General features: G+C 72.5%; 18 protein-coding genes. 10 read left to right on the top strand and 8 right to left on the bottom strand.

Annotated features, from left to right (window positions below; all coding sequences use genetic code 11):
• Positions 1-35: 35 nt before the first annotated feature.
• On the bottom strand, positions 36-845 hold the full coding sequence (locus B4U46_RS23040; RefSeq protein ID WP_079429597.1) for an isocitrate lyase/PEP mutase family protein: 810 nt from the start codon (positions 843-845) through the stop codon (positions 36-38).
• A 142-nt stretch (positions 846-987) separates the two neighbouring features.
• Positions 988-2,100 (bottom strand): pyridoxal-phosphate dependent enzyme, encoded by a 1,113-nt coding sequence (locus B4U46_RS23045; protein WP_079429598.1) that lies wholly within the window; start codon positions 2,098-2,100, stop codon positions 988-990.
• Between the two features lie 242 nt (positions 2,101-2,342).
• Here B4U46_RS23045 and B4U46_RS23050 point away from each other — a divergent pair, with 242 nt between their 5' ends.
• From B4U46_RS23050 to B4U46_RS23080, 7 genes are all read left to right on the top strand, one after another.
• Positions 2,343-3,917, top strand: a complete 1,575-nt coding sequence (locus B4U46_RS23050) for a S8 family peptidase (protein ID WP_079429599.1) — start codon at positions 2,343-2,345, stop codon at positions 3,915-3,917.
• 211 nt (positions 3,918-4,128) lie between these two features.
• On the top strand, positions 4,129-5,268 hold the full coding sequence (locus tag B4U46_RS23055) for a DUF4190 domain-containing protein (RefSeq protein WP_079429600.1): 1,140 nt from the start codon (positions 4,129-4,131) through the stop codon (positions 5,266-5,268).
• 148 nt (positions 5,269-5,416) lie between these two features.
• On the top strand, positions 5,417-6,169 hold the full coding sequence (locus B4U46_RS23060) for a GntR family transcriptional regulator (RefSeq protein ID WP_079429601.1): 753 nt from the start codon (positions 5,417-5,419) through the stop codon (positions 6,167-6,169).
• A 193-nt stretch (positions 6,170-6,362) separates the two neighbouring features.
• Positions 6,363-6,563, top strand: coding sequence for a hypothetical protein (locus B4U46_RS23065; RefSeq protein ID WP_079429602.1), 201 nt, complete (start codon positions 6,363-6,365; stop codon positions 6,561-6,563).
• 33 nt (positions 6,564-6,596) lie between these two features.
• A complete protein-coding gene (locus tag B4U46_RS23070; RefSeq protein ID WP_079429603.1) occupies positions 6,597-7,019 on the top strand; it encodes a (deoxy)nucleoside triphosphate pyrophosphohydrolase in 423 nt (140 codons plus the stop codon).
• A gap of 153 nt (positions 7,020-7,172) precedes the next feature.
• The gene (locus B4U46_RS23075; protein WP_079429604.1) at positions 7,173-7,601 is read left to right on the top strand and encodes an ATP-binding protein; all 429 of its coding nucleotides are present in this window, start codon (positions 7,173-7,175) and stop codon (positions 7,599-7,601) included.
• A 235-nt stretch (positions 7,602-7,836) separates the two neighbouring features.
• Positions 7,837-10,401 (top strand): SpoIIE family protein phosphatase, encoded by a 2,565-nt coding sequence (locus tag B4U46_RS23080; protein WP_079429605.1) that lies wholly within the window; start codon positions 7,837-7,839, stop codon positions 10,399-10,401.
• A gap of 39 nt (positions 10,402-10,440) precedes the next feature.
• On the opposite strand, the gene B4U46_RS23085 is transcribed toward B4U46_RS23080, so the two are convergent.
• From B4U46_RS23085 to B4U46_RS23110, 6 genes are all read right to left on the bottom strand, one after another.
• Entirely contained in the window at positions 10,441-11,157 is a 717-nt protein-coding gene (locus B4U46_RS23085) for a PspA/IM30 family protein (protein WP_079431933.1), read from the bottom strand.
• A 49-nt stretch (positions 11,158-11,206) separates the two neighbouring features.
• On the bottom strand, positions 11,207-13,372 hold the full coding sequence (locus tag B4U46_RS23090; protein ID WP_079429606.1) for a TPM domain-containing protein: 2,166 nt from the start codon (positions 13,370-13,372) through the stop codon (positions 11,207-11,209).
• Between the two features lie 141 nt (positions 13,373-13,513).
• Positions 13,514-14,296, bottom strand: coding sequence for a succinate dehydrogenase/fumarate reductase iron-sulfur subunit (locus B4U46_RS23095; protein ID WP_079429607.1), 783 nt, complete (start codon positions 14,294-14,296; stop codon positions 13,514-13,516).
• Entirely contained in the window at positions 14,293-16,194 is a 1,902-nt protein-coding gene (locus B4U46_RS23100; RefSeq protein ID WP_079429608.1) for a fumarate reductase/succinate dehydrogenase flavoprotein subunit, read from the bottom strand. Before B4U46_RS23100 ends, B4U46_RS23095 begins: the two co-directional genes overlap by 4 nt.
• A 1-nt stretch (position 16,195) precedes the next feature.
• A complete protein-coding gene (locus tag B4U46_RS23105; protein WP_079429609.1) occupies positions 16,196-17,020 on the bottom strand; it encodes a hypothetical protein in 825 nt (274 codons plus the stop codon).
• Between the two features lie 104 nt (positions 17,021-17,124).
• Positions 17,125-17,349 carry a hypothetical protein gene (locus tag B4U46_RS23110; protein ID WP_079429610.1) on the bottom strand — a complete coding sequence of 75 codons (225 nt, stop codon included), beginning with the start codon at positions 17,347-17,349 and terminating at the stop codon, positions 17,125-17,127.
• Positions 17,350-17,706: 357 nt separating this feature from the next.
• Between B4U46_RS23110 and B4U46_RS23115 the strand changes: the two genes are divergently transcribed.
• The 3 genes from B4U46_RS23115 (at position 17,707) to B4U46_RS23125 (ending at position 24,481) form a co-directional block, all read left to right on the top strand.
• Positions 17,707-20,148, top strand: coding sequence for an ABC transporter family substrate-binding protein (locus tag B4U46_RS23115; RefSeq protein ID WP_079429611.1), 2,442 nt, complete (start codon positions 17,707-17,709; stop codon positions 20,146-20,148).
• A gap of 360 nt (positions 20,149-20,508) precedes the next feature.
• A complete protein-coding gene (gene typA, locus B4U46_RS23120) occupies positions 20,509-22,413 on the top strand; it encodes a translational GTPase TypA (RefSeq protein ID WP_079429612.1) in 1,905 nt (634 codons plus the stop codon).
• 424 nt (positions 22,414-22,837) lie between these two features.
• Positions 22,838-24,481, top strand: a complete 1,644-nt coding sequence (locus tag B4U46_RS23125) for a peptide ABC transporter substrate-binding protein (protein ID WP_079429613.1) — start codon at positions 22,838-22,840, stop codon at positions 24,479-24,481.
• Positions 24,482-24,553: the final 72 nt, after the last annotated feature.

Below are 24,553 nucleotides of genomic sequence, written 5' to 3' on the forward strand. Positions count from 1 at the left end.
CTACGGACGGTGGCGCATGCACGCTTCTCGGTATCTCAGCCCTTGAGCAGGGCGTTCAGCTCGCCGTACGGGAGGGAGCCGCCGAGGGAGCCGTAGGTTCCGCCGGCGAGCAGCTCCTCGGCGGCCCGGCGGGCGACGGCATACGCGGCCTCCGCCACCCAGGAGCCGAGGCTGACGCGGGCCACGCCGAGGGCGCCGAGTTCGCCGACGGAGGGGGCGCCGGGCCCGACGAGGACGTTGAGCGGGGCGTCGATGCCGCGGGCGAGCTCCGCGATGACGGCGGGGTCGGTGACACCGGGCACGAAGATGCCGGTGGCGCCGGCGGCCAGGTAGGCGGAGGCGCGCTCCAGGGTCTCGTCGAGGCGGGTCGCGCTCTCGCCGAGGCCGAAGAGGTACGTGTCCACGCGGGCGTTGATGTACAGCGGGATCCCGGCGGCGTCGGCGGCCGCACGGGCGGCGGCCAGGCGCTCCGCGTGCTCGGCGGGGGCGCGGGTGCCGTCCTCGATGTTCACGCCGGCCGCGCCGGCGGCGAGCACGCCGGCGACGGTCTCCCCGACCCCGGCGGCGTCGGCGGCGAAGCCGCCCTCGATGTCGGCGGTGACGGGGACGCGGACGGCGGAGGCGACCCGCGCGACCAGGTCCAGGGCCCGGTCCCGCGCGAGCGCGTCCCCGTCGGGCGCCCCGAGCGACCAGGCGACCCCGGCACTGGTCGTCGCCACGGCCGGGGCCCCGGCGGCCTCGACGATCCGGGCGCTGGCCACGTCCCAGGCGTTGGCGAGGGGGAGGGGGGCGGTGGGGGTGTGGAGGGCGGCGAAGGCGGTGGCCTTTTCACGTGTGGTCGTCATGGCGCCAGTCCAGCAGACCGGCGCCGGGCGGGCTGGCGATTTTCCGACGTGGACGGCGCGACCCGCGGCGGTCCCGGCCGCGGCGGCGAGAAGCACCACGCGGCGGTCCCGGCCGCTGCGGCGAGAAGCACCGGCGCGGCAGTCAGGGGGCCAGGCCGGACTTGGCGCCGGCTCCGCACAGGGGGAGGACCGTCGTGCGCCCCTGGAGGGGGTCGCCGGGGGCGCCCGGCCCCACCGCCGCCCAGCAGGCGGCGGCCGTCGGCTCGACGAACAGCCCCCGCCCGGCCAGGTCGCGCTGCGCCTCGCGCACCCGCGCGTCCGGGACGGTCAGGATCGTGCCGCCCGACGTCCGGACCGCCGCCAGGATCTGGCGGGCCCGCGGCGGCGCCGGGATCGCGATGCCCTCGGCGAGCGTCGGCCGCTGCTCCACCGGCTCCGCCTCCTCCGCCCCCGCCGCGAAGGCCGCCGCCAGCGGCGACACCGCCTCCGCCTGCACCCCGACCAGCGCCGGCGCCCGTACGCCCCGCCGGCCCAGCTCCGCCACCGCCAGGGCCGCGCCCAGCAGCAGCGTGCCGTTGCCGACGGGGACGACCAGCACTTCGGGGAGCCGGCCGCCCAGGGCCTCCCAGACCTCGTACACGTACGTCTTCGTGCCGTGCAGGAAGTACGGGTTGAAGACGTGGCTCGCGTAGAAGACCCCCGGTTCGTCCGCCACCGCCCGGGCGGCCTTGGCCGCGGCCTCGCGGCCGCCCGGCACGATCCGTACCGCCGCCCCGTGCGCGCGCATCTGGGCGGTCTTCTTCTCCGAGGTGCCCTCGGGCACGAAAACTTCACACCTCAGCCCGGCCCGCGCGCAGTACGCCGCGACCGAGGTCCCGGCGTTCCCGCTGCTGTCGGCGACCACCCGCTCGGGGCCCAGCCGCCGGGCCAGCTCCGCCAGCATCACCGCGCCCCGGTCCTTGAAGGAGAGCGTCGGCATCAGGTAGTCGAGTTTGGCGTGAATCCGGTCCCCGAGCGGGAGCATCGGGGTGTGCCCCTCGGAGAGGGTGACCGCGAACGCCCCCGGCAGCGGCAGCGCCGGCGCGAACCGCCACAGCGAGTGCGGGCCGGCCGCCGGCTCCAGGGGAATGGCCGGATCGGGTGTGAAGTCGAGGTCCCACGGGCCGCCGCAGACCGGACAGCACCACGGCGCGGTCCGGACATCCGCGCGCGTCCCGTCCTCCGAGCAGACGTAGTCAGGAAGTGCGTGCGTCATGTGCGGAGCACCTTTGCTCGTTCATGGCTGTCGTATGGCACGGATGTTACGCATCCGTGGGGCCCTTGTGGGATGACGCACGGGTGGGTCAACCTTTTCGGGACAGCGGCCCGTTGGGGGCAGGGGATTGTCATGTGCATGACGATACCCGTGCCGACATCCCCGGAATCGATGCTTCCGAACGCCCGCTGCCGCCGGCCCGCACCCCACGCAGCGCACCGCCAATGAGGAGGACCCCTCACATGTCCGTGATGCGTCACACCCGCCGGAAGACCGCCGGCATCGCGACCGCCGTGGCCCTCGCGCTCGGCGCCGCCGCCGCGTTACCCGCCTCCGCCGCCTCCGCGGCCGGCGGGGGCGCGCAGGGCGTCATCGAGAACGCGGGCGTCGCCGGGGCCGTCCCCGGCAGCTACATCGTCACGCTGAAGGACTCCGCCGCCCGCTCCACCGCCGACAGTGGCAGGGCCGTCGCCAAGCGGTACGGCGCGAGGATCGACCGGACCTACAGCGCCGCCCTCAACGGCTACTCCGTGGAGGTCTCCGAGGCGCAGGCGAAGAAGCTCGCGGCCGACCCGGCCGTCGCCTCCGTCGTGCAGAACCGCACCTTCACCGTCGACGCCACCCAGCCCAGCCCGCCGTCCTGGGGCCTGGACCGGATCGACCAGCGCGCCCTCCCCCTCGACCAGAGCTACACCTACCCCGACAAGGCCGGCGAGGGCGTCACCGCGTACATCATCGACACGGGCGTCCGCATCACCCACCAGGACCTGGGCGGCCGCGCCTCCTACGGCTACGACGCCATCGACAACGACAACACCGCCCAGGACGGCCACGGCCACGGCACCCATGTCGCCGGCACCGTCGCGGGCAACAGCTACGGCGTCGCCAAGAAGGCGAAGATCGTCGGCGTCCGCGTCCTCGACAACAACGGATCCGGCACCACCGCCCAGGTGGTCGCGGGCATCGACTGGGTGACCCGCAACGCCGTCAAGCCCGCCGTGGCCAACATGTCGCTCGGCGGCGGCGCCGACTCCGCGCTCGACACCGCCGTGCGCAACTCCATCGCCTCCGGCATCACCTACGGCGTCGCGGCCGGCAACGAGTCCACCGACGCCTCCACCAAGTCCCCGGCGCGCGTGGCCGAGGCCATCACCGTGGGTGCGACCACCAACACCGACGCGAAGGCGAGCTACTCCAACTACGGCTCCATCCTGGACATCTTCGCGCCGGGCTCCTCCATCACCTCCTCGTGGGGCACGGGCGACACCGCGACGAACACCATCTCCGGCACGTCGATGGCCACCCCGCACGTCGTGGGCGCGGCCGCCCTCTACCTCTCCCAGAACCCCTCGGCCACTCCGGCGCAGGTCCGCGACGGCCTGGTCGCGGCGGCCACCCCGAACGTGGTGACGGGCCCCGGCACCGGCTCGCCCAACCGGCTGCTGAACGTGGGCGCCGGCACCACCCCGCCCAGCGGCCCGCGCTTCGAGAACACCGCCGACTACGCCGTCAACGACAACGCGACGGTCGAGTCCCCGATCACCGTCAGCGGGGTCTCCGGCAACGCCCCGGCGACGCTGGGCGTGTCGGTGGACATCAAGCACACCTACATCGGCGACCTGAAGGTCGACCTGGTCGCCCCCGACGGCACCCTCTACAACCTGCACAACCGTACGGGCGGCAGCGCGGACGACATCGTCAAGACGGTCACGGTCAACGCCTCCTCCGAGGTCGCCAACGGGGTCTGGAAGCTGCGCGTGAGCGACAACGCGGCCGCCGACACCGGCAAGATCGACTCCTGGGCGCTGCAGTTCTGACCGTAACCGCGGCCGCTCCGGCCCGGGTTACGGCCGGTCCGCGGCCAAGAGCCCCGCGACCGGCTCGGGTTGGGCCCGCGGGCACCATGCGCTGAAGGCGGGGGCGACCGGATGACCGGTCGCCCCCGCTGCGTACTATTTCGGGCATCCGTTCGCGCGAGGCCGTCCGCGCGCAGCCGTTCCGAGCCCCCGTGATGGAGCACCCCACCCGGTGAGCACCCCGCCCCCGCAACCGCCCCGCCCCGCCGGCCCCGGCCCCTCCTGGCCGCCCCCGCCGCCGCAGCCGGGGTGGGGGCCGCCGCCCGGGCCGCCCGCGCTCAACGGCTTCGCCCTCGCCTCCCTGCTGGTCGGGCTGCTGTGCTTCCCGCCGCTCGGGGTGGTCTTCGGCCTGGTGGCGCTGGCGCAGATCCGGCGCAGGCACGAGCGGGGCAGGGCGCTGGCGGTCTTCGGCCTGGTGGTCTCCCTGGTGACGACGGCGGTCATGCTGTACGGGCTGACGAGCTACACCCGGCCCTTCCTGGAGCGCCTGGGCTCGTCGCGGCCGGCTCCGGAGCAGGTGGAGGGCCAGCTGACCGACACGGGCCGGCTGCGGGCGGGCGACTGCTTCAACGTTCCCGGCGGGGACCTCCTGGACGAGACGCCCTTCACCTACCGCACCGACTGCGCGCGGGTCCACGACGCCGAGGTCACGGCCGCGACGACGCTCGGCCCGGGCCCCTTCCCCGGCGCCTCGAAGCTCAAGGACAGCGCCACGGAGGCGTGCTGGAAGGCGCAGGACGCCTACGCCATGGACACCTGGGCGCTGCCCGAGTACGCGGAGATGTACTACTTCGCCCCCACGCGCGAGGCCTGGCGCGCGGGCGACCGCCGGCTGATCTGCGTGATCGGCACGGCGGGGCAGGACCACAAGGGCAGCCTGCGCAACGACGCGGGGATGCTGACCCCCGAACAGGTCACCCTCCTGACCGCCCTCAACGCGGCGGACGGTGCGCTGGGCAGCGCCCCCGAGCGGGAGCTCGACGAGGCGCTGCCGGAGTACCGGACGTGGGCCGGGAAGGTGGACGCGGCGCTGGGTGCGGAGGAGCTGGTGCTGCGGGACGCGGCCGCCGCGCACCCGGAGGCGGGGGTCCGGCTGAAGGAGCTGGCGGCGGCGCGCGCGCAGTGGCAGCGGGCGGCGCGGGCGGTCAGGCCGGCCGACTTCCGGCCGGCGTGGGACGCGGCGGAGGGCGCGCTGACCACCGGTACGGAGAAGGCGCTGCGGGGCGCGTACGGATTGTCGACGCGGGTTCCGGAGTGGCTGCAGGGCAGTCGGGGAGGCTCGGGGCGGGGTCCTTCGTCCGACGCGGCCTGAGGGCGGCGGAGGGCCTTGGAGGTAACTCGCGGTTACGGGTTTGAGTGACCAGGCTTCATCACATCGGGTGAAACTCTGGCCCGCACTTGCACAGCTCAACAGTCGGTTGCCAGGGTGTAGCTGTCTGTCAACCTGATGGGAGTGGCCCGTGACTTTCGGTGAGCAGCCGGCCTACCTTCGTGTCGCCGGGGATCTGCGGCGGAAGATCGTCGAAGGCTCCCTGCCCCCGCACACCCGGCTCCCTTCCCAGGCCCGGATCCGCGAGGAGTACGGGGTGTCCGACACGGTCGCGCTGGAGGCGCGCAAGGTCCTCATGGCGGAGGGACTGGTCGAGGGGCGTTCCGGGTCGGGCACCTACGTGCGCGAGCAGCCCGTACCGCGCCGGGTGGCGCGCTCCGGCTACCGCACGGGCGGGGCGTCGACCCCGTTCCGGCAGGAGCAGGCCGACTCCGGGGCGAACGGCACGTGGGAGTCCAGCAGCGAGCAGACCGCGGCGCCGGCCGACATCGCGACGCGGCTGGGCATCGAACCGGGGGACCGGGTGATGCGCACCCGGTACGTCTTCCGTGACGCGGGCGAGGCCATGATGCTGTCCACCTCGTGGGAGCCGCTGTCCGTGACGGGACGGACCCCGGTGATGCTGCCGGAGGAGGGCCCGCTGGGGGGCTCAGGGGTGGTCGACCGGATGGCGGCGATCGACGTGGTCGTGGACAACGTGGTCGAGGAGGTCGGCGCGCGGCCGGGGCTGGCCGAGGAGAACATGACGCTCGGCGGCGTGCCGGGACACGTGGTGCTGGTGGTGACGCGGACGTACTACGCGTCGGGACGGGCCGTGGAGACGGCCGATGTGGTCGTCCCGGCCGACCGCTACCGGCTCTCCTATCACCTGCCCGTGCGCTGACCACGCCTTTTCCGGCGCCGCCGGGGCTCGTTGCGCGAGCCCCGGCGGCGCTTTGGCACGCCTGGCCGGATGCGTACGCCCCCAGGTACCTCTTCGTGAAAAACCGTATCCGCTCAGTGAAGGTCGGGCGTAAGCTCGGGCATATGCGCAATGCGGTTTCCTGGGCAGGAACATCGGCGGAGGGTGGAGCGCGATGAACGACAGCGGTGCCCTGCTTCCATGGCTGGTCATACGTCAGGACGACAACGGCAACCGCTACCGGGTGGGCCGGTACGCCACCCGGGCCGAGGCCCAGAAGGTCGTCGACGGCTTCGAGGACCGGGGGCACAGGCAGCTCTACTGGGTCGAGCGGATCGGGCAGGCGGACAGCAGCCCGGCCGCCACGAGGAATTGAAGGCCCGCTCAGGGCCTGGCATAGGCTCCGTCCATGACTGTACGCGTGGTCGTGGGCGGAGCCCTTTGTCGTGACGGGCGCCTGCTGGCTGCCCGCCGCAGCGCACCCCCGGAGCTCGCCGGCCGCTGGGAGCTCCCCGGCGGGAAGGCCGAGCCGGGCGAGACCGTGCCCGAGGCGCTGGTGCGCGAGCTGCGCGAGGAGCTCGGCGTCGAGACCGAGGCGCTGGAGCGGATCCCGGGCGAGTGGCCGCTGAAGCCCGGACTCGTCCTGCACGTGTGGACCGCCCGGCTGCTGTCCGGCGAGCCGGCCCCGCTGGAGGACCACGACGAGCTGCGCTGGCTCGCCCCGCACGAGCTGGACTCCGTCGACTGGCTCGACCAGGACCGGCCCTTCGTCGCCGAAGCGGGCCGCAGGCTCGCCGGCCAGGGAGCGGCCGGGGCGCACCGGGGCGCGTGAGGATCCCGTTCTAGGCCGTCTGCGCCACAGTGCGCCGGTGGGTGGGGATCGGGTGGTACGGCGCCCCGAATATCGGGTATGTCGCTATTAGTCCCTATCTCGTCCCCCATTCGTCCCCGACGAACCTGACTGGGGTCGCTGGTGGCCCGGGAAGTGATCGGCGTGATCGACACAGACGGTGAATGTGCCGAGTGGGCCTTCCCCGCCGAGCCCGGTGCCGTCCGCACCGCCCGCCACGCCGTGCGCGGCGCGCTGCGCTCCTGGGGCCTGGACGCCGTCGGCGATGTGACCGTCCTGCTGGTCAGTGAGCTGGTCACCAACTCCCTGCGCTACGCCTCGGGTCCCATCGGAGTCCGCCTGGAGCGGCGCAATCCCGCCGCCCCGGGCCTCACGGGCGGCCCGGCCCTCCTCGTGGAAGTCTCCGATCCGCTTCCGGATCCGCCCCGCGAACGGGTCGCCGACGCCGACGACGAGGGCGGCCGCGGACTCCACCTCGTCGCCGTCTCCGCGCGCCGCTGGGGCACCCGGCACGGGAAGTCGGGGAAAACCGTGTGGTTCGAGTTGGCTCTTCCTGGTGAGTAACAAGGAGAAGGGCGGCAGGGGTCTCCGGGAGCGCGTCAGGGATGACCGCCAGACGTGGCCGGAAAACAACGGGACCCTTTTGTGATCGTGAACGCCGTGCCGTACGGGGCCGTGGTGCTGAATACTTCGGTCATGGCCGGTCCGGTTGCGGTGAGCTGGAGGGGACGGTCGCGTGAGCGAGATACCTGCGCAGGCACATCAGACCCGAGTGCCCGGGGAGTCGTGGCACGACTCCATGTGGCACAGCAGTCCGCCTGGCTCGATATATGACTACATAAAGGTCGCGTCGTTCTCGATCGGCCCGGACGGGCTGGTCGACCAGTGGAGCCTGCGCGCCGAGGAACTGTTCGGACTTCCCGCAGCCCAGACCGTGGGCCGCGATCCGGTCGAGGCCTTCATGCCCCCCGAACTGCGCGACGGCGGGCACCGCAAGGTCGCGGAGATCCTCGACGGCAAGGAATGGACCGGCCTGGTCCCCTTCCGCATCCCCGGCGGCACCGGCGCGCACGGCGTGGCCGAGATCTACGTGATGCCCACCCAGACCGAGACCGGCGAGCGGGCCGCGCTCTGCGTCGTGGTCGACGTACGCGCACTGCGACGCATCGAATCCGACCTCGCCGCATCGCAGGCCATATTCGGCCAATCTCCCTTCGGGTTCCTGCTCTTCGGCACCGACCTCACCGTGCAGCGCGCCAACCGCCGCTTCGCCACCGTGTTCGGCGGAGCCGCCGAGGAACACCGCGGCCGCACCGTGCACGACTACCTGCCCCCGCACGAGGCCGACCGCATGACCGTTGCGCTGCGCCGCGTCCTGGAGACCGGCGAATCCGTCACCGACCTGCGGATCACCGGAGCCACCCCCGGCAGCCGCGAAAACCGCCACTGGTCCATCAACCTCTACCGCGTCCACGACGGCACCGGCCGCCCCATCGGCGTCGCCGGCCTCGGCACCGACGTCACCCGGCGCCACCTCGCCGCCCGCGAAGCCGCCGGCGTCCGCCGCAACCTCGCCCTCCTCAACGAGGCCGGGCACCGCATCGGCAACTCCCTCGACCTGGAGACCACCGCCCGCGAACTCCTCGACGTCACCGTCCCCGGCTTCTGCGACGTCGCCGCCGTCGACCTCTACGAAGGCCTCCTGACCGGCGACGACGACCGCCCCGCCCGCCCGCAGGGCCCCGGCGTGCCCTCCCTGCCCGGGCAGGGCGCCCGCCGCGCCCCCTCCGCCCCGCTCCGGCGCGTCGCCTTCGCCTCCGCCGTGTCCGACGCCCCGCTCTCGGGGCCCGGCGCCCCCGCCGCCGTGGGGGAGACCCACCGCTACCCGGCCGCCTCCCCCGGCGCCGTCGCCCTGCGCACCGCACGGACCCGGCTCATCGACGGAGGCGGATCCGACGACCGCGTCCAGTCCACCCTCATCGTGCCGATGGTCGCCCACGACACCGTCGTCGGCCTCGCCCAGTTCTCCCGCACCAAGGGCAGCGAACCCTTCGGCGAACGGGACCGGGCCGTCGCCGTCGAACTCGCCGCCCGCGCCGCCGTCTGCATCGACAACGCCCGCCTCTACCGGCGCGAACACGAACGCGCCCTGATCCTCCAGCGCAGCCTCCTGCCCCCCGGCGACCCCGAAGCGGCCGGCCTGGACATCGCCTGCCGCTACCTGCCCGGCAACGCCGCCACCGAGGTCGGCGGCGACTGGTTCGACGTCATCGAACTGCCCGGGCACCGCACCGCCCTGGTCGTCGGCGACGTCATGGGCCGCGGGCTGCGCGCCGCCGTCGCCATGGGCGAACTGCGGACCGCCGTACGCACCCTCGCCCTGCTCGACCTCGAACCCGCCGAGGTCCTCACCGCCCTCGACGAGGTAGCCCGCGGCCTCGGCGCACCCGGCGGCGCCCAGCAGGCCTCCCGCTCCGCCCTGCACTCCCGCGACGCCGACCGCTCCGAGGTCTACCTCGCCACCTGCGTCTACGCCGTCTACGACCCGGTGACCCGGCGCTGCACCATCGCCAACGCCGGCCACATGCCGCCCGTCCTGGTCGAACCCGCCGAGGACGGCGCCGCCCCCCGCCCCGGCCTGCTGCTGGAGATCCCCACCGGCATGCCGCTCGGCGTCGGCGGCGAACCCTTCGAGGAGGTCGAGGTGGAACTCCCCGAGGGCGCCCTGCTCGCCCTCTACACCGACGGGCTCGTCGAATCCCGCGACCACCCCCTGGAGGAGGGGCTGCGCGGACTGCGCGGAGCCGTCGCGGACCCGGGCCGCCCGCTGGAGGAGGTCTGCGACCACGTCCTGAACACCCTGCACACCCGCCACGGCGAGGACGACATCGCCCTGCTGATGGCCCGCGTCCAGGGACTGCCCGTGGAAGCCGTCGGCGACTGGCAGCTCCCCCGCGAGGCCCGCTCGGTCGGCCGCGCCCGCGAACTGGCCCGCACCAAACTGCCCGCCTGGGGCCTGGAGGGACTCCTCGACACCACGGAACTGCTGGTCAGCGAGCTCGTCACCAACGCCCTGCGGTACGGGGAGGGCGAGATCCGGCTCCGGCTGCTGCTCGACCGGACCCTGGTGTGCGAGGTCTGGGACGCCAACCTGGCCCAGCCCCGCCGCCGCCGCGCCCGGGACACCGACGAGGGCGGCCGCGGCCTGCAACTGGTCGGCCTGCTCTCGGCGGGCTGGGGCACCCGGCGCACCCACCGGGGCAAGACGGTCTGGTTCGAGCTCCCGCTCCCCATGCCGGGCGCCGCCCCGGACGAGACGGGCGCCGAACTCTCGGCGGAGCAGCTGCTGAGCATGTACGGGTGAGGGGGGCCGCTGCGTCTGTGCCGAGGGCGGCCGCCGCGGCTACGCCGCCCGGGCTTTGAGGGCGGCCAGGCGGGCCTCGATCTCCGAGGCCCTGCCCAACTCCTCCAGCGACTCGAACTGAGCGTCCAGCGAGGACGCCGCCAGCTCCTGCCGGCCCAGGGCCATGGCCTCCTCGCGCCGCACCTTCTCCTCGAAGCGGTGCAGGTCGCTCGTCGGATCCAGCACGTCGACGTCCTTCACGGCGTCCAGCATCGCGTTCTGCGCCTGCGCCGTCCGCGCCCGCGCCACCAGCTCGTCCCGCTTGGCCTGGAGCTGCGTCAGCTTGTCCTTCATCGAGTCCAGCCCCGCCCTGAGCTTGTCGACGACCTCCGTCTGGGCGGCGATCACCGGCGCGGACACCCCCGCCTCCCTCTCCGACTGCATCTGCCGCCCCAGGGCCACCTTCGCCAGGTTGTCGAACCGGTCCGCCTCCGCCGTCGCCCCCGACGCCCGCAGCCCGTCCGCCTTCCGGCTCGCCGCGAGCGCCTTCGTGCCCCACTCGGCGGCCGCGTCCACGTCCTCCTTGTGGTCGGCCTCCAGCATCCGCAGGTTGCCGATGGTGGTGGCCACCGCCTGCTCGGCCTCCGAGATGTTGTTCGCGTAGTCGCGGATCAGCTGGTCGAGCATCTTCTGCGGATCCTCCGCCTGGTCCAGCAGGGCGTTGATGTCGGCCTTCGCGAGCTGGGTGACACGGCCGAGGATGGTCTGCTTGCTCACGGGGGGTCCCTCCAGGGGGTCGCTGGTCACGGGGTGGGTGGTGCGCCGTTCAGAAGCGGCCGCCGCCGCCCATGCGGCCCCGGGTGCCCTGGCCGCCGAAGGAGCCCGGGCCGCTGCCGCCACCGCCGCCGCCGCTCCCGAAGCCTCCGCCACCGAAGCCGCCGCCTCCGCCTCCGCCTCCGCCGAAGCCGCCCCGGCCGCCGCCGCGCAGGAGTTCGCCGAGGATGATCCCGCCGAGGACCGCCCCGCCCCGGCCGCCGCCCGCCCGCTGCCCGGCGTACGGGTTCCGGTACTCCCGTACGTCCTGCTCCGCCAGCTGCTGCGCCTCCCGCGCCAGGGAGTCCGCCCGCTGAGCCTCCGCCAGCGCGCCCGCCGGGTCCCCGTCCGCCAGGGACACCGACCGCTCCAAGTGCCGCTGCGCCTCCGCCAGCCGGGTGCGGGCCTCGCTGCCCACGGCGCCCCGGCTCGTGGTGACGTAGTCCGTCGCCGCGCCGACCGCACTGCGGGCCGACCACTGGGCCTGGTCCAGCAGGGCCGCCGCCCGCCGCCGCCCCGACTCCTGCTCCCGCGCACCCGCCAGGGCCTCGTCCAGCGCCGCGTCGGCCTCCTCGACCCGGCGCAGCGCGTCGATCGGGTCGTACCGGCCGGCCGCCTGCTCCCGCCGCACGTCGGCCAGTACGGACTCCGCCCGGCCGATCCGGCCCCGCAGGTCCGCCGTGGAGGAGCCCGCCGTCGTGCCGGTCAGCAGGCCGCGCGCGTCGGCGAGGTCGGTCTCCGTCTCGGTGAGGGCACCCGGCAGCTTCCCCGCCGCCTCCGCCAGCTCCTGGGCACGCCGCTCCACCGCGTCCACCAGCGTCGCCGCCTGGTCCACCGCCCCCTCGGCGGCCCGCACGTGCACCGCCGCCCGGCCGCTGTCCCCGCCGTCCAGCGCCGCCCGTGCCTCGCCGAGACTGGTCGTCGCGAACAGCAGCCGGTCCTTCGCCTGTTCGGCGTGGGAGGCCACCGGCGCCGACGCGGAGTCCGCGTACCGGCCGGCCAGGGCCGTCAGGGTCGCCGTGGCCGTCGTCGTCCGTCCGGTCAGCTCCCGGAAACGGGCCTCCACCGCGGCCAGGGCCTGCGGGGCGTTCTTCTCCAGGTCCCGCAGCCGGTCGAAGGCCGCCGACTCGGCGTCCAGCCGCCGGTTCGCCTCCGCGCAGCGGGCCAGGATCTCCTCCAGCATCCGGCGGCGGGTGGCGTCGTCCTCGGGGTAGGCGTCGTCCAGCTGCTGGCGCAGCCGGAAGGCCTGCATCAGCTCGCCCTTGGCGTAGGCGACCGCCCTGGTGAAGGAGGTGACCGCCTCCTCGCCGAACTGGGCGGTGGCGAAGCCGAGTTCCTCCGTGCTCGTGCGGATCGCGTCGTCGGTCTCCACCAGCAGCGTCCTGGCCCGCGCGTCCACCTCCGCGAGCGGGGCCGGCTCCGCCCGCCGCCCGTCCCACCCGGGGTGCGCGGTCGCCGTCCCACGGCCGCCGCCCCCGCCGCGCCTGCGGCGACGGCTCACCGCGTACGCCCCGAGCGCCCCGGCCGCGCCGACGGCGACCACCGGGAGCACGTAGTCCCCGACCCCGCTCTCCCCCTTCGCCGCGCCACCGCCCGGGTTCGCCGGGCCGGGGGTGATGGCCGGCACGGGGACGCGCTGGCCGCCGAGCACCGCGTCGTAGCCGTTGGCCGCGCCGATGGCGGCGCCCGCCCAGTCGTTCTGCCGCAGGGCCGGCTCGATGGCGGTACGGGCGACGTCGGCGAGCTGCGCCTCGGTGAAACCGGAGTCGACGTCTGCCGAATAGGCGTACTGGCGGGAGCCGGTGGCCACCGCGAGCAGGAGGTCGTCCTGCCCGAAGCCGTTCTTCTGGGCGGTGGCGTCGGCCCAGCTCTGGGGGGAGCGGTCGGAGAAGTCGTGCACGTAGGTGACGAACAGCTGGATCCGCCGGTCGGAGTACAGCCGCTCCAGCGCGGCGACGACGGCGGGCCGACGGTTCCCGAGGGCGCCCACCCGGTCGGTGATCTGCCCCTGCTCCAGGGTGACGGGATCCTCGGCCCATGCCCCGGGCGCCGCCACACCCCACCATCCGGCGAGCGCCAACAACACGACGACGAGACGGAGGGCGTGACGCGGCGCGGGACGCTGTCGCGACGTCCGGGCTCTCGGCGGGTACACATTTGGCAGGGTATGGGCGGTCATGGGGGGCCGCACCCGGAGGGGCCTGGCGGGCCCCGGCCCGGGCCCGGCCGGCCGCATCCGGGAGGCGGGTGGGCAGCCGCTGCCCCGGGCCGGTCCCTCGAGGGGGGATGGCGGCCCGCGCCGAGGGGTGCGCGAAGCGAACTACCCGGGGTCGGAAGGCGTGCGGCGGCGGATGCGGCTGCCCAGCCAGACCAGGGGGTCGTACTTGCGGTCCACGGCCCGCTCCTTCAGCGGGATCAGGGCGTTGTCGGTGATCTTGATGCCCTCCGGGCAGACCTCCGTGCAGCACTTGGTGATGTTGCAGTAGCCCAGCCCGTGCTCCTCCTGGGCCGTGCGCTTGCGGTCCAGGCCCGCCTCCTCGGCCGCGTCCAGGGGGTGCATGTCCAGTTCGGCGACCCGCATCAGGAAGCGGGGACCGGCGAAGGCGGTCTTGTTCTCCTCGTGGTCGCGCACCACGTGGCAGGTGTCCTGGCACAGGAAGCACTCGATGCACTTGCGGAACTCCTGCGAGCGTTCCACGTCCACCTGCTGCATCCGGTACTCGCCCGGCGCCAGCCCGGCCGGCGGTACGAACGCGGGGACCGACCGTGCCTTCTCGTAGTTGAAGGACACGTCCGTCACCAGGTCCCGCACCACCGGGAAGGCCCGCAGCGGGGTGATCGTGACCGTCTCGGCCCGGTCGAAGACCGACATGCGGGTCATGCACATCAGCCGCGGCCGCCCGTTGATCTCCGCGCTGCACGACCCGCACTTGCCCGCCTTGCAGTTCCAGCGCACCGCCAGGTCCGGGGCCTGGGTGGCCTGGAGCCGGTGGACGATGTCCAGGACCACCTCGCCGTCGTGCACCTCGACGGTGAAGTCCCGCAGGTCCCCGCCCTCCGCGTCGCCCCGCCAGACCCGGAAGCGGGCGTCGTAGGTGGTCATCCGTAGAGCTCCTCTTCGGCCAGGTACTTGGCCAGCTCGTCCTTCTCGAACAGCGCCAGCAGGTCGGGTCGGATGGGCTCGGTCCGTACGCGTTCCAGGGCGATCCGGTCGGCGGCGGGGTCGGCGGGGGCCGGATCGACCGGCCGGCACAGCAGGTTCACCGGCCGCCACTCCCGCTCCATCGCCGGGCGGTCCTCGCGGGTGTGCCCGCCCCGGCTCTCGGTGCGCTCCAGGGCCGCCCGGGCCACGCACTCGCTGACCAGCAGCATGTTCCGCAGGTCCAGCGCGAGGTGCCAGCCCGGGTTGAACTGCCGGTGCCCCTCGACCCCGGCGCGGGCGGCCCTGGCGCGCAGGCCGGCGAGCCGCTGCAGGGCCTCGGCCATCTCGGCCTCGCGGCGGATGATGCCGACCAGGTCGTTCATGGTCGTCTGGAGCTCCTGGTGGAGCGTGTACGGGTTCTCCGCGCCCTCGTCGGCGTGGAAGGGGGCCAGTGCCTCGGCGGCGGCCGCGTCGATCTGCTCCTGCGAGACCGCCGGGCGCTCCCCGCCGGCCGCCGCGTGCCCGGCCGCGTGGAGCCCGGCCCGCCGGCCGAAGACCAGCAGGTCGGAGAGGGAGTTGCCGCCGAGCCGGTTCGAGCCGTGCATCCCGCCCGCGACCTCCCCGGCCGCGAACAGCCCCGGCACCCCGACGGTGGCGGCGGTGTCGGAGTCCACCGCGATCCCGCCCATCACGTAGTGGCAGGTCGGCCCGACCTCCATCGGTTCGGCGGTGATGTCCACGTCCGCCAGCTCCTTGAACTGGTGGTACATCGACGGCAGCCGCCGTTTGATCTTCTCGGCCGGCATCCGGGTGGACACGTCCAGGAACACCCCGCCGTGCGGGGAGCCGCGGCCGGCCTTCACCTCGGCGTTGATGGCCCGGGCGACCTCGTCGCGGGGCAGCAGCTCGGGCGGGCGCCGGTTGTTGTCCGGGTCCTCGTACCAGCGGTCTCCCTCCTCCTCCGTCTCGGCGTACTTCTCCTTGAAGACGTCCGGGACGTAGTCGAACATGAACCGCTTGCCCTCGCTGTTGCGCAGCACCCCGCCGTCGCCGCGCACCGATTCCGTGACGAGGATGCCCTTCACGGACGGGGGCCAGACCATGCCCGTGGGGTGGAACTGCACGAACTCCATGTTGAGCAGCGGCGCCCCCGCGAGCAGGGCCAGCGCGTGGCCGTCGCCGGTGTACTCCCAGGAGTTGGAGGTGGTCTTGAAGGACTTGCCGATCCCGCCCGTGGCCAGCACCACCGCCGGGGCCTCCAGGACGAAGAAGCGGCCGGTCTCGCGTTCGTAGCAGAAGGTGCCCGCGACCCGGTCCCCGTCCTTGAGCACCCGTGTGACCGTGCACTCCTGGAAGACCTTGAGCCGGGCCTCGTGGTCCCCGTGCTCCCGGAAGTCCTCCTGCTGGAGCTGGACGATCTTCTGCTGGAGGGTGCGGATCAGTTCCAGGCCGGTGCGGTCGCCGACGTGTGCCAGGCGCGGGTACTCGTGGCCGCCGAAGTTGCGCTGGGAGATCCTTCCGTCGGGGGTCCGGTCGAAGAGCGCGCCCCAGGTCTCCAGTTCCCACACCCGGTCCGGGGCCTCCTTGGCGTGCAGCTCGGCCATCCGCCACTGGTTGAGGAACTTCCCGCCGCGCATGGTGTCGCGGAAGTGGACCTGCCAGTTGTCATGCGCGTTGGCGTTGCCCATGGACGCGGCGATCCCGCCCTCCGCCATGACGGTGTGCGCCTTGCCGAAGAGGGACTTGCAGATCACCGCGGTGCGGGCGCCCCGCTCCCGGGCCTCGATCGCGGCCCGCAGCCCGGCACCGCCCGCACCGACCACGACCACGTCCCACTGCTGCCGGTCGACTTCGGTCATGTCAGAAGATCCTCGGGTCGGTGAAGGTGCCGGTGGCCAGCAGGTACACGTAGAAGTCGCACAGGGCCACGCTGATCAGGGAGGCCCAGGCGAGCTGCATGTGGCGGGTGTTGAGCCGGCCGGCCCAGCTCCACAGGCGGTAGCGCACGGGGTGCGCGGAGAAGTGCTTGAGGCGGCCGCCCATGATGTGCCGGCACGAGTGGCAGGAGAGGGTGTAGGCCCAGATGAGCGTGATGTTGACCAGGAACAGCAGGGTTCCGAGGCCCATGTGCCCCCACGCGTAGTGCCCGTCGCGGAAGGTCAGCACGGTGTCGTACGTCAGGATCCCCGCGACCGGGACCGCCGCGTAGAAGAAGTAGCGGTGCGCGTTCTGCAGGACCAGCGGGAAGCGGGTCTCGCCCGTGTACCCGGTGTGCGGCTCCGCGACCGCGCAGGCGGGCGGTGAGGCCCAGAAGCCGCGGTAGTAGGCCTTGCGGTAGTAGTAGCAGGTCAGCCGGAAGCCGAGGGGGAAGACCAGGATCAGCAGGGCGGGGGACAGGCCCCACCAGCTGCCGAACAGGTCGAGGTTGGGGCCGCCGCGCATCGTCTCGCAGTTCTCCGCCAGGCAGGGGGAGTAGAACGGGGAGACGTAGGGGGCCGCGTAGTAGTGGGCGTTCGCGAACGCCCGCCAGGTCGAGTAGACGACGAAGGCGAGCAGCCCGGCCGCGGTGCCGGCGGGGGCCAGCCACCACCGGTCGGTCCGCAGGTGCCGGGCCGTGATCGCGGCCCGGGAGGGGGAGTGGACCCCGCCGGGCCGTTGCTGGGCTGGTTCCGTGCCTGTGGCCAAGGAGAACTCCGGTTGGAGTGTGATGAGGGGTGGCCCAGGAGGCCCGGCCGCTCGCGCGGCCGGGCCAGATGGGAGTGGATGCCGAAGGTGGCCGGTGCCGGGTCTCAGGGGGCGCGGCGGTCGCGGACGCCGAGGCCTTCGTCGTCGGTGTCCGTCCACTTGGACTGGTCGTAGGGGGTGTCCGGGACGGTGACCATCCCGGCCGGGCCGGAGGGCTTGGGGGCGGCGGCCGGCGACTGCCGGGCGACGTCCTGCTCCAGCCGTTCCACCGATCGGACCAGCTCGTTCAGGTTGCGTCGTACAGCGGTCAGATCGTCTTGCAGGGACATGACGTGACCTCACTTCCGCGGGGGTGCGGTGGCAACGCTCACGGGCGCCTGCGAGTGTCGCGCCTCCCGTCCCCGGTTGTGAAGGGACGTGCAGCGATTCCGGGCGCGCAGGCGCAAACCGTGCGCCCCTCCCTGCCCCCATTTTCATCCCTCGAACGAGGGAACGCTCGCTCGGGCCGCAACCGGGATTGGTCCGCACGGGTGGGGTTCGCGGCGTGGCGCGGGTCCGCTCCGGAGGACCCGGCGGGCTGTCGATTTCAGTGGATTCCGGCACCAGTGTGATCAGCTCCATATACCGCCGAACGTGATCAAGACCCCTCTTTCACGGCTCCACGCCCCGCCCCGGAGGTACCACCCATGACCCAGAGAACGCGCAGGTCCTTGGCGCTCCTCACCTCGGGAGTCCTTGCACTGCCGCTCCTCGCGGGCTGCGGGGCGGGCGACGACGACGGCGGGCCGGCCGCCGCCGGACCGGACATCGCGCTGACGGCCCGCGAGCAGGTCGCCGACGGCGGGGTCCTGCGCTGGGCGGTGGACTCCCTGCCGGAGACCCTCAACAGCTTCCAGGCCGACGCGGACGCCACCACCAGCCGGATCGCGGGGGCGGTGCTGCCCCAGCTGTTCACGCTGGACGCCAAGGGGCGGCCGGTGGCCAATCCCGACTACCTGGAGAAGGCCGAGGTCGTCCAGCGCGAGCCCAAGCAGGTCGTGCTGTACCGGCTGAACCAGAAGGCGGTGTGGAGCGACGGGCGGGAGATCGGCGCCCCCGACTTCGTGGCGCAGTGGCGGGCCCTGAGCGGCAAGGACTCGGCGTACTGGACGGCCCGCAACGCCGGCTACGAGCGGATCGAGAAGATCGAGCGCGGCAAGTCCGACCTGGAGGTCAAGGTCACCTTCGTCCGCCCGTACGCGGACTGGCGCTCCCTGTTCAGCCCGCTGTACCCGAAGCAGGTCATGGGCACCCCGGAGGCCTTCAACGAGGGGGCCCGGGGCGCCCTCAAGGTCACGGCCGGCCCCTTCAGCCTGGGGGCCCTCGACAAGAAGACCGGCACCGCGGCCCTGACCCGCAACCCCCGCTGGTGGGGCCGGCCCGCCAAGCTGGACACCCTGGTCCTGACGGCGGTCCCCCGGGCCGGCCGCCCGGCGGCGCTGGCCGAGGGGAAGCTGGACCTGGCGGAGATCGACCGCGCGGGCGCCGACCGCATCGCCCTCGCCCACCGCGACGGCGGCCGGACCGACGGGAGCCACGGCCCGGGCGCCTCCCTCACCCCGGCGCAGGCCACCCTCTCCTGGGCGCTGGCGCACGGCGCGGACGAGGCCAAGGCCAGGGAGGAGCAGGAGAGGCGGCAGAAGAACGCCGAGGCGGTGAAGAAGTACGCGGACGAGCAGTCGGCGCTGCGCGGCTTCGAGGTCCGCAAGTCGCTGGAGCCCTCCTACACCCAGCTGGCCATGAACGGGGCGTCCGGCCCGCTGTCCGACGAGCGGGTGCGCCGGGCCATCGCCCGGGCGCTGGACCGCAAGGAGCTCGCGGAGATCGTCCTCAAGCCGCTCGGCCTGCCGGCGAAGCCGGTCGGCAGCCACCTGGCCCTGGCCGGGCAGCCGGCGTACGCGGACAACAGCGACGCCCTGGGCGGGCGGGACACGCACGCGGCCCAGGCCCTCCTCGCGGACGCGGGCTGGCGCAAGGGCGGCAAGCTCACCGAGCCGGACGGGGCGAAGGCGGGCCCGGAGGGCGAGGGGGCGACGGACGACTCCAAGACCCGGGCGGTCGCCAAGCCCGGGCCGGGCGACGGCACGGGCGACGACGGCCTCTACATCGTGGGCCAGGACGACGGCCGCAACGGCGCCGTGCGCCGGGACCGGCCGGACCGCCGGGCCCGGGCGGGCCGCCCGGGCACCCCGAGTGCCGGCCCGCACGTCTTCCAGGAGGGCCGGGTCGACTTCGGTGAGCAGCTCGTCGACGAGGGGATCGCCTTCGCCCCGGGCGGCCTGCGCGCGGGACTCTCGCCGGTGCTGGCCCCGTCCTCCCTGGCCGCCCAGCAGGAGGACGCCCTGCTGACGCAGGCGGGAGCCATCGAGGACGGCAAGCGCGCGGCGGCCGCGGCCGCGGCCGCGGCGGCGAAGGCGGAGGCGGAGGCCGACGGCGAGGACGCGAAGGAGCCGGCCAAGGAGCCCGCCAGGGCCACTCCCGCCCCGGCTCCGGCCAAGCAGACCACCCCCCGCACGTCGGGCGCCATGCTCGCCAAGGACGGAAAGCAGCTCAACCTGCGCTTCGTCATGCCGGCCGGCCCCGGCTCGGAGGCACTGCGCGCGGTCGGCGAGCGGATCTCCCAGACGCTGCGGAAGATCGGCATCAACACCCAGGTGACCAAGGTGCCCGACGAGAGCTTCTTCAAGGACCACATCGCCTCGGGCCAGTACGACCTGGCCCTGTACTCCTGGCCCGCCACGGCCTTCCCGGCCACCGACGCCCGGCCGATCTTCGCCAAGCCCGAGCCGGCGGCCGACGGCTCGCTGCTCGTCGAGCAGAACTACACCCGGGTCGGCACCGACCACATCGACCAGCTCTTCGACCAGGCGGCCGGCGAGCTGGACGAGGGGAAGGCCCGTGACCTGATGCGCAAGGCGGACGCCCGGATCTGGGCCGAGGCCGGCTCGATCCCCCTGTACCAGCGCCCGGAGCTGGTCGCGGCCAAGCCGGGGCTGGCGAACGCCGGCGCCTTCGGTCTCGGGGCGCCGCGCTTCCAGGACATCGGCTGGAAGAAGCCGCAGGCCGCGAAGGAGGCGAAGCAGAAGTAGCCGGTGGCCGGAAGACGCCCGGCGAAGAAGTGGTGAAAAAACGGGGCCTGTCGGGTTGACCCGCGGGTAGCAAGCTCAGAAGTGACTCAAGTTCCTTGCCCGCCGGATGCCCGGCGGGCAAGGTCGTGCGTACCCGTTGACCCGCAGGAACACACGTCCCCACCCAGTAGCGCAGACGGCCGGGAGCCCCCACCCACACCCCGGCCGTCCTCAGTCGTCCGGCCCCTTGACAGACCCCCGGCAGGCGGTTCCCGCCGATCGACGTACGATGGGGTAAGGCCGTGGCAGGTTTCCGCCCGGTCGAGGCGCGCGTGCCAGGCCGTACGCGACGCCATCCACGATCCCGGGAGAAGCGCCGAAGTGCCCACGCGCCACGACATCCGTAACGTCGCCATCGTCGCCCACGTCGACCATGGCAAGACGACCATCGTCGATGCCATGCTCAAGCAGGCCGGTGCCTTCGCCGCCCACCAGCAGCTCGACGACCGCATGATGGACTCGAACGACCTGGAGCGTGAGAAGGGCATCACGATCCTCGCCAAGAACACGGCGGTGAAGTACCACCCCAAGGACGGCGGGGCGCCCATCACGATCAACATCATCGACACCCCCGGCCACGCCGACTTCGGTGGTGAGGTCGAGCGCGGTCTGTCGATGGTGGACGCCGTCGTCCTGCTGGTCGACGCCTCCGAGGGTCCGCTGCCCCAGACCCGCTTCGTGCTCCGCAAGGCCCTCCAGGCCCGGATGCCCGTCATCCTCTGCATCAACAAGACGGACCGCCCGGACTCCCGGATCGACGAGGTCGTCAACGAGACCTACGACCTGTTCCTGGACCTGGACGCGGACGAGGACCAGATCGAGTTCCCGATCGTCTACGCCTGCGGCCGTGACGGCGTCGCCTCGCTGACCAAGCCGGAGGACGGCACCGTCCCCGCGGACAGCGACAACCTGGAGCCGTTCTTCTCCACCATCCTGGAGCACGTCCCGGCCCCGACGTACGAGGAGGACGCGCCGCTCCAGGCCCACGTCACCAACCTCGACGCCGACAACTTCCTCGGCCGCATCGCGCTGCTCCGCGTCGAGCAGGGCGAGCTGCGCAAGGGCCAGACCGTCGCGTGGATCAAGCGTGACGGCACGGTCTCCAACGTCCGCATCACCGAGCTGATGATGACCGAGGCGCTCACCCGCAAGCCGGCCGAGGTGGCCGGCCCCGGTGACATCTGCGCCGTCGCCGGTATCCCCGACATCATGATCGGCGAGACCCTGGCCGACCCGGAGAACCCGATCGCGCTGCCGCTGATCACGGTGGACGAGCCGGCCATCTCCATGGTCATCGGCACCAACACCTCCCCGCTGGTCGGCCGCGGCGGCACCGGCAAGGGCGCGGACGCGAAGGCCGCGGTCAAGGACCGCAAGGTCACCGCCCGCCAGGTCAAGGACCGTCTGGACCGCGAGCTGATCGGTAACGTCTCGCTGCGCGTCCTGGACACCGAGCGCCCGGACGCCTGGGAGGTCCAGGGCCGCGGTGAGCTCGCGCTGGCCATCCTGGTCGAGCAGATGCGCCGCGAGGGCTTCGAGCTGACCATCGGCAAGCCGCAGGTCGTCACCAAGGAGATCGACGGCAAGACCTACGAGCCCGTCGAGCGCATGACGATCGACGTGCCCGAGGAGCACATGGGTGCCGTCACCCAGCTCATGGGCGTCCGCAAGGGCCGCATGGACAACATGTCGAACCACGGCTCCGGCTGGGTGCGCATGGAGTTCGTCGTCCCGTCCCGCGGCCTCATCGGCTTCCGTACGGAGTTCCTGACCCAGACCCGCGGCACCGGCATCGGCCACTCGATCCACGAGGGTCACGAGCCGTGGTTCGGCAACCTGCAGACCCGCAATAACGGTTCGCTGGTCGCCGACCGCGCCGGCGCGGTCACCGCGTTCGCGATGACCAACCTGCAGGAGCGCGGCGTCCTGTTCACCGACCCCGGCACCGAGGTGTACGAGGGCATGATCGTCGGCGAGAACTCGCGCGCCGACGACATGGACGTGAACATCACCAAGGAGAAGAAGCTCACGAACATGCGCTCCTCCTCGGCCGACTCCTTCGAGGCGATCGTCCCGCCGCGCAAGCTCTCCCTGGAGCAGTCCCTGGAGTTCTGCCGCGACGACGAGTGCGTCGAGGTGACCCCGGAGGCCGTGCGCATCCGCAAGGTCGTCCTGGACCAGAAGGAGCGCTCGCGCACCGCTTCGCGGGCCAAGTCGGCCAAGTAGGACGCGAGTAGGCTTCTGGCCGAAACGCATACCTTCGGCGACGGCCCCTCCCTGCACCGGACCGGTGCGGGGAGGGGCCGTCGCCGTTTGTCAAACGGATTGTGTCGCTCGTGTGTCCGCATACCGACCGTGACACTCCGGAAGATGAACTAACCGTCCGTTTCGCACGTGTCTGTCTCCTATCTGTTTGTCCGGATTTCGGGTTTTCGCCATAGGGTGATGTTGTGAAAACGAGACCACTTAACTGTGGTTTACGGTCTGGGCGTCCCTGAGGATGGCTCCATTGAGCTCGGGTCAATGGGTCACACGCTGTGGGGAGCGTCGACTCACGAGCACACACGACGGGACCGGATTTCGCTGTCAGGGGTGTCAGCGGGGGACGGGCCCACATCATCGACAGTGACTCCTGAGGAGGCTATTACCCATGCGCGGAGCAACGAGCGCCAAGTGGGTCGTGGGTGCGGTCATCGTGGCGATGGCTGCCACCGCATGCAGCAGTGGCGACAAGGACAGCGGCGCGGGTGCCAAGGGCGGCTCGTTCCGCCTCGGCATCACCGAGCCGACCGCGATCGACCCGTTCAACTCCCAGGAGTCCGAGGGCGCGCTCGTCACGCACAACCTCTTCACGGGTCTGTACAGCGCGACGGTCGACGGCAAGCTGAAGCCCGAACTCGCCGAGTCGGTCCAGACCAGCGACGACGGCAAGACCTGGACCTTCAAGATCAAGCAGGGCACGAAGTTCACCAACGGCGAGCCCGTTGACGCCGAGGCCTTCGTCCGCGGCTGGACCCGTGTGGTCGCCAAGGACTCCGCCTCCGACGTGGCCTACCCGTTCGCGGGCATCGCCGGCTACAAGGAGCTCAACAGCGGCGGCGCCACCACCTTCGCCGGTGTGACCGCTCCGGACGCGAGCACCCTCAAGGTCGAGCTCTCCGAGGCCGACTTCGAGTTCGACAAGAAGACCGTGCACCAGGCCTTCAGCCCGGTCCCGAAGGTCGCCGGCGCCGCCAGCAACAAGGCGTACAACGACGCGCCGATCGGCAACGGCCCCTTCAAGATGGAGGGTTCGTGGCAGCACAACAAGTCCATCACCCTCGTCCGTAACGACGACTACGGCCTGCAGAAGGCCAAGCTCGCCAAGGTCGAGATCTCGATCCTGAACTCGGCCAACGGCTCCACCCTGGAGTACCAGGGCTTCCAGTCGGGCCAGTTCGACTGGGCCCGTATGCCCACGCCGCAGCTTCCGGTCGCGAAGGCCAAGTTCTCGCCGAAGAAGCAGTGGATCGAGGCCGACACCAGCGGTGTCAACTACCTGGTCGCCTTCAACCAGGTCGCCCCGCTGAACAACCCCGACGCGCGCAAGGCGATCTCCTACGCGATCGACCGCGAGGCCATCGCCAAGGGTGTCTTCCAGGGCATGCAGAAGCCGGCCACCTCGGTCCTGCCGCCGTCCTTCGCCGACACCTACGTGGACGGCGTCTGCTCCTCCTGCGTCAAGCAGGACAAGGAGAAGGCCAAGCAGTTCGCGGAGAAGGGCGGCCTGAAGCCGGGCACCGTCCTCGACTTCGGCTACAACACCGGTGCGGGCCACGAGGAGTGGGTCCAGGCCATCGCGCAGCAGCTGAAGGAGGTCCTCGGCCTCGACGTCAAGCTGAACGGCAAGCCGTTCAAGGAGGCCCTGGCCCAGCAGCAGGACAAGGGCACCGGCGGTCTGTGGCGCTCGGCGTGGGGCGCGGACTACCCGACCCCGGACAACTTCCTGTACCCGCTGCTCGACTCGGGTTCGATCAACGAGGACCCGGCGACGGGCAAGGCGGCCGGTGACAACCGCGGCCGTTACAACAACCCGAAGTTCGACGAGCTGATCACCAAGGCCCGCGGCACCAAGGACCCGGCGGCCCGCGCCGCGGTCTACAAGGAGGCCGAGAAGCTCGCGATCGACGACGAGCAGGGTCTCATCCCGCTGTGGAAGCGCACCCAGTTCCGTCTCGCGGCCACGGACAAGTTCGACAACATCCAGCTGGACTTCTTCGAGGACCCGAACCTCGCTGAGATCTCGGCCAAGTAAGAGCCTCCTCAACAGCAGGTAGGCGAAGGTCGTGGGGGCCCGAGTTACTTCTCCGGTCCCCACGGCCTTCGC

This window comes from Streptomyces katrae, from assembly GCF_002028425.1.
Taxonomy (GTDB): Bacteria; Actinomycetota; Actinomycetes; order Streptomycetales; family Streptomycetaceae; genus Streptomyces; species Streptomyces katrae_A.

Coding starts and splice junctions, on each gene's coding strand:
- B4U46_RS23040 (WP_079429597.1), bottom strand. CDS start 845: ATGACGACCACACGTGAAAAGGCCACCGCCTTCGCCGCCCTCCACACC.
- B4U46_RS23045 (WP_079429598.1), bottom strand. CDS start 2,100: ATGACGCACGCACTTCCTGACTACGTCTGCTCGGAGGACGGGACGCGC.
- B4U46_RS23050 (WP_079429599.1), top strand. CDS start 2,343: ATGTCCGTGATGCGTCACACCCGCCGGAAGACCGCCGGCATCGCGACC.
- B4U46_RS23065 (WP_079429602.1), top strand. CDS start 6,363: ATGAACGACAGCGGTGCCCTGCTTCCATGGCTGGTCATACGTCAGGAC.
- B4U46_RS23070 (WP_079429603.1), top strand. CDS start 6,597: ATGACTGTACGCGTGGTCGTGGGCGGAGCCCTTTGTCGTGACGGGCGC.
- B4U46_RS23080 (WP_079429605.1), top strand. CDS start 7,837: ATGTGGCACAGCAGTCCGCCTGGCTCGATATATGACTACATAAAGGTC.
- B4U46_RS23090 (WP_079429606.1), bottom strand. CDS start 13,372: ATGACCGCCCATACCCTGCCAAATGTGTACCCGCCGAGAGCCCGGACG.
- B4U46_RS23095 (WP_079429607.1), bottom strand. CDS start 14,296: ATGACCACCTACGACGCCCGCTTCCGGGTCTGGCGGGGCGACGCGGAG.
- B4U46_RS23100 (WP_079429608.1), bottom strand. CDS start 16,194: ATGACCGAAGTCGACCGGCAGCAGTGGGACGTGGTCGTGGTCGGTGCG.
- B4U46_RS23110 (WP_079429610.1), bottom strand. CDS start 17,349: ATGTCCCTGCAAGACGATCTGACCGCTGTACGACGCAACCTGAACGAG.
- B4U46_RS23115 (WP_079429611.1), top strand. CDS start 17,707: ATGACCCAGAGAACGCGCAGGTCCTTGGCGCTCCTCACCTCGGGAGTC.
- B4U46_RS23125 (WP_079429613.1), top strand. CDS start 22,838: ATGCGCGGAGCAACGAGCGCCAAGTGGGTCGTGGGTGCGGTCATCGTG.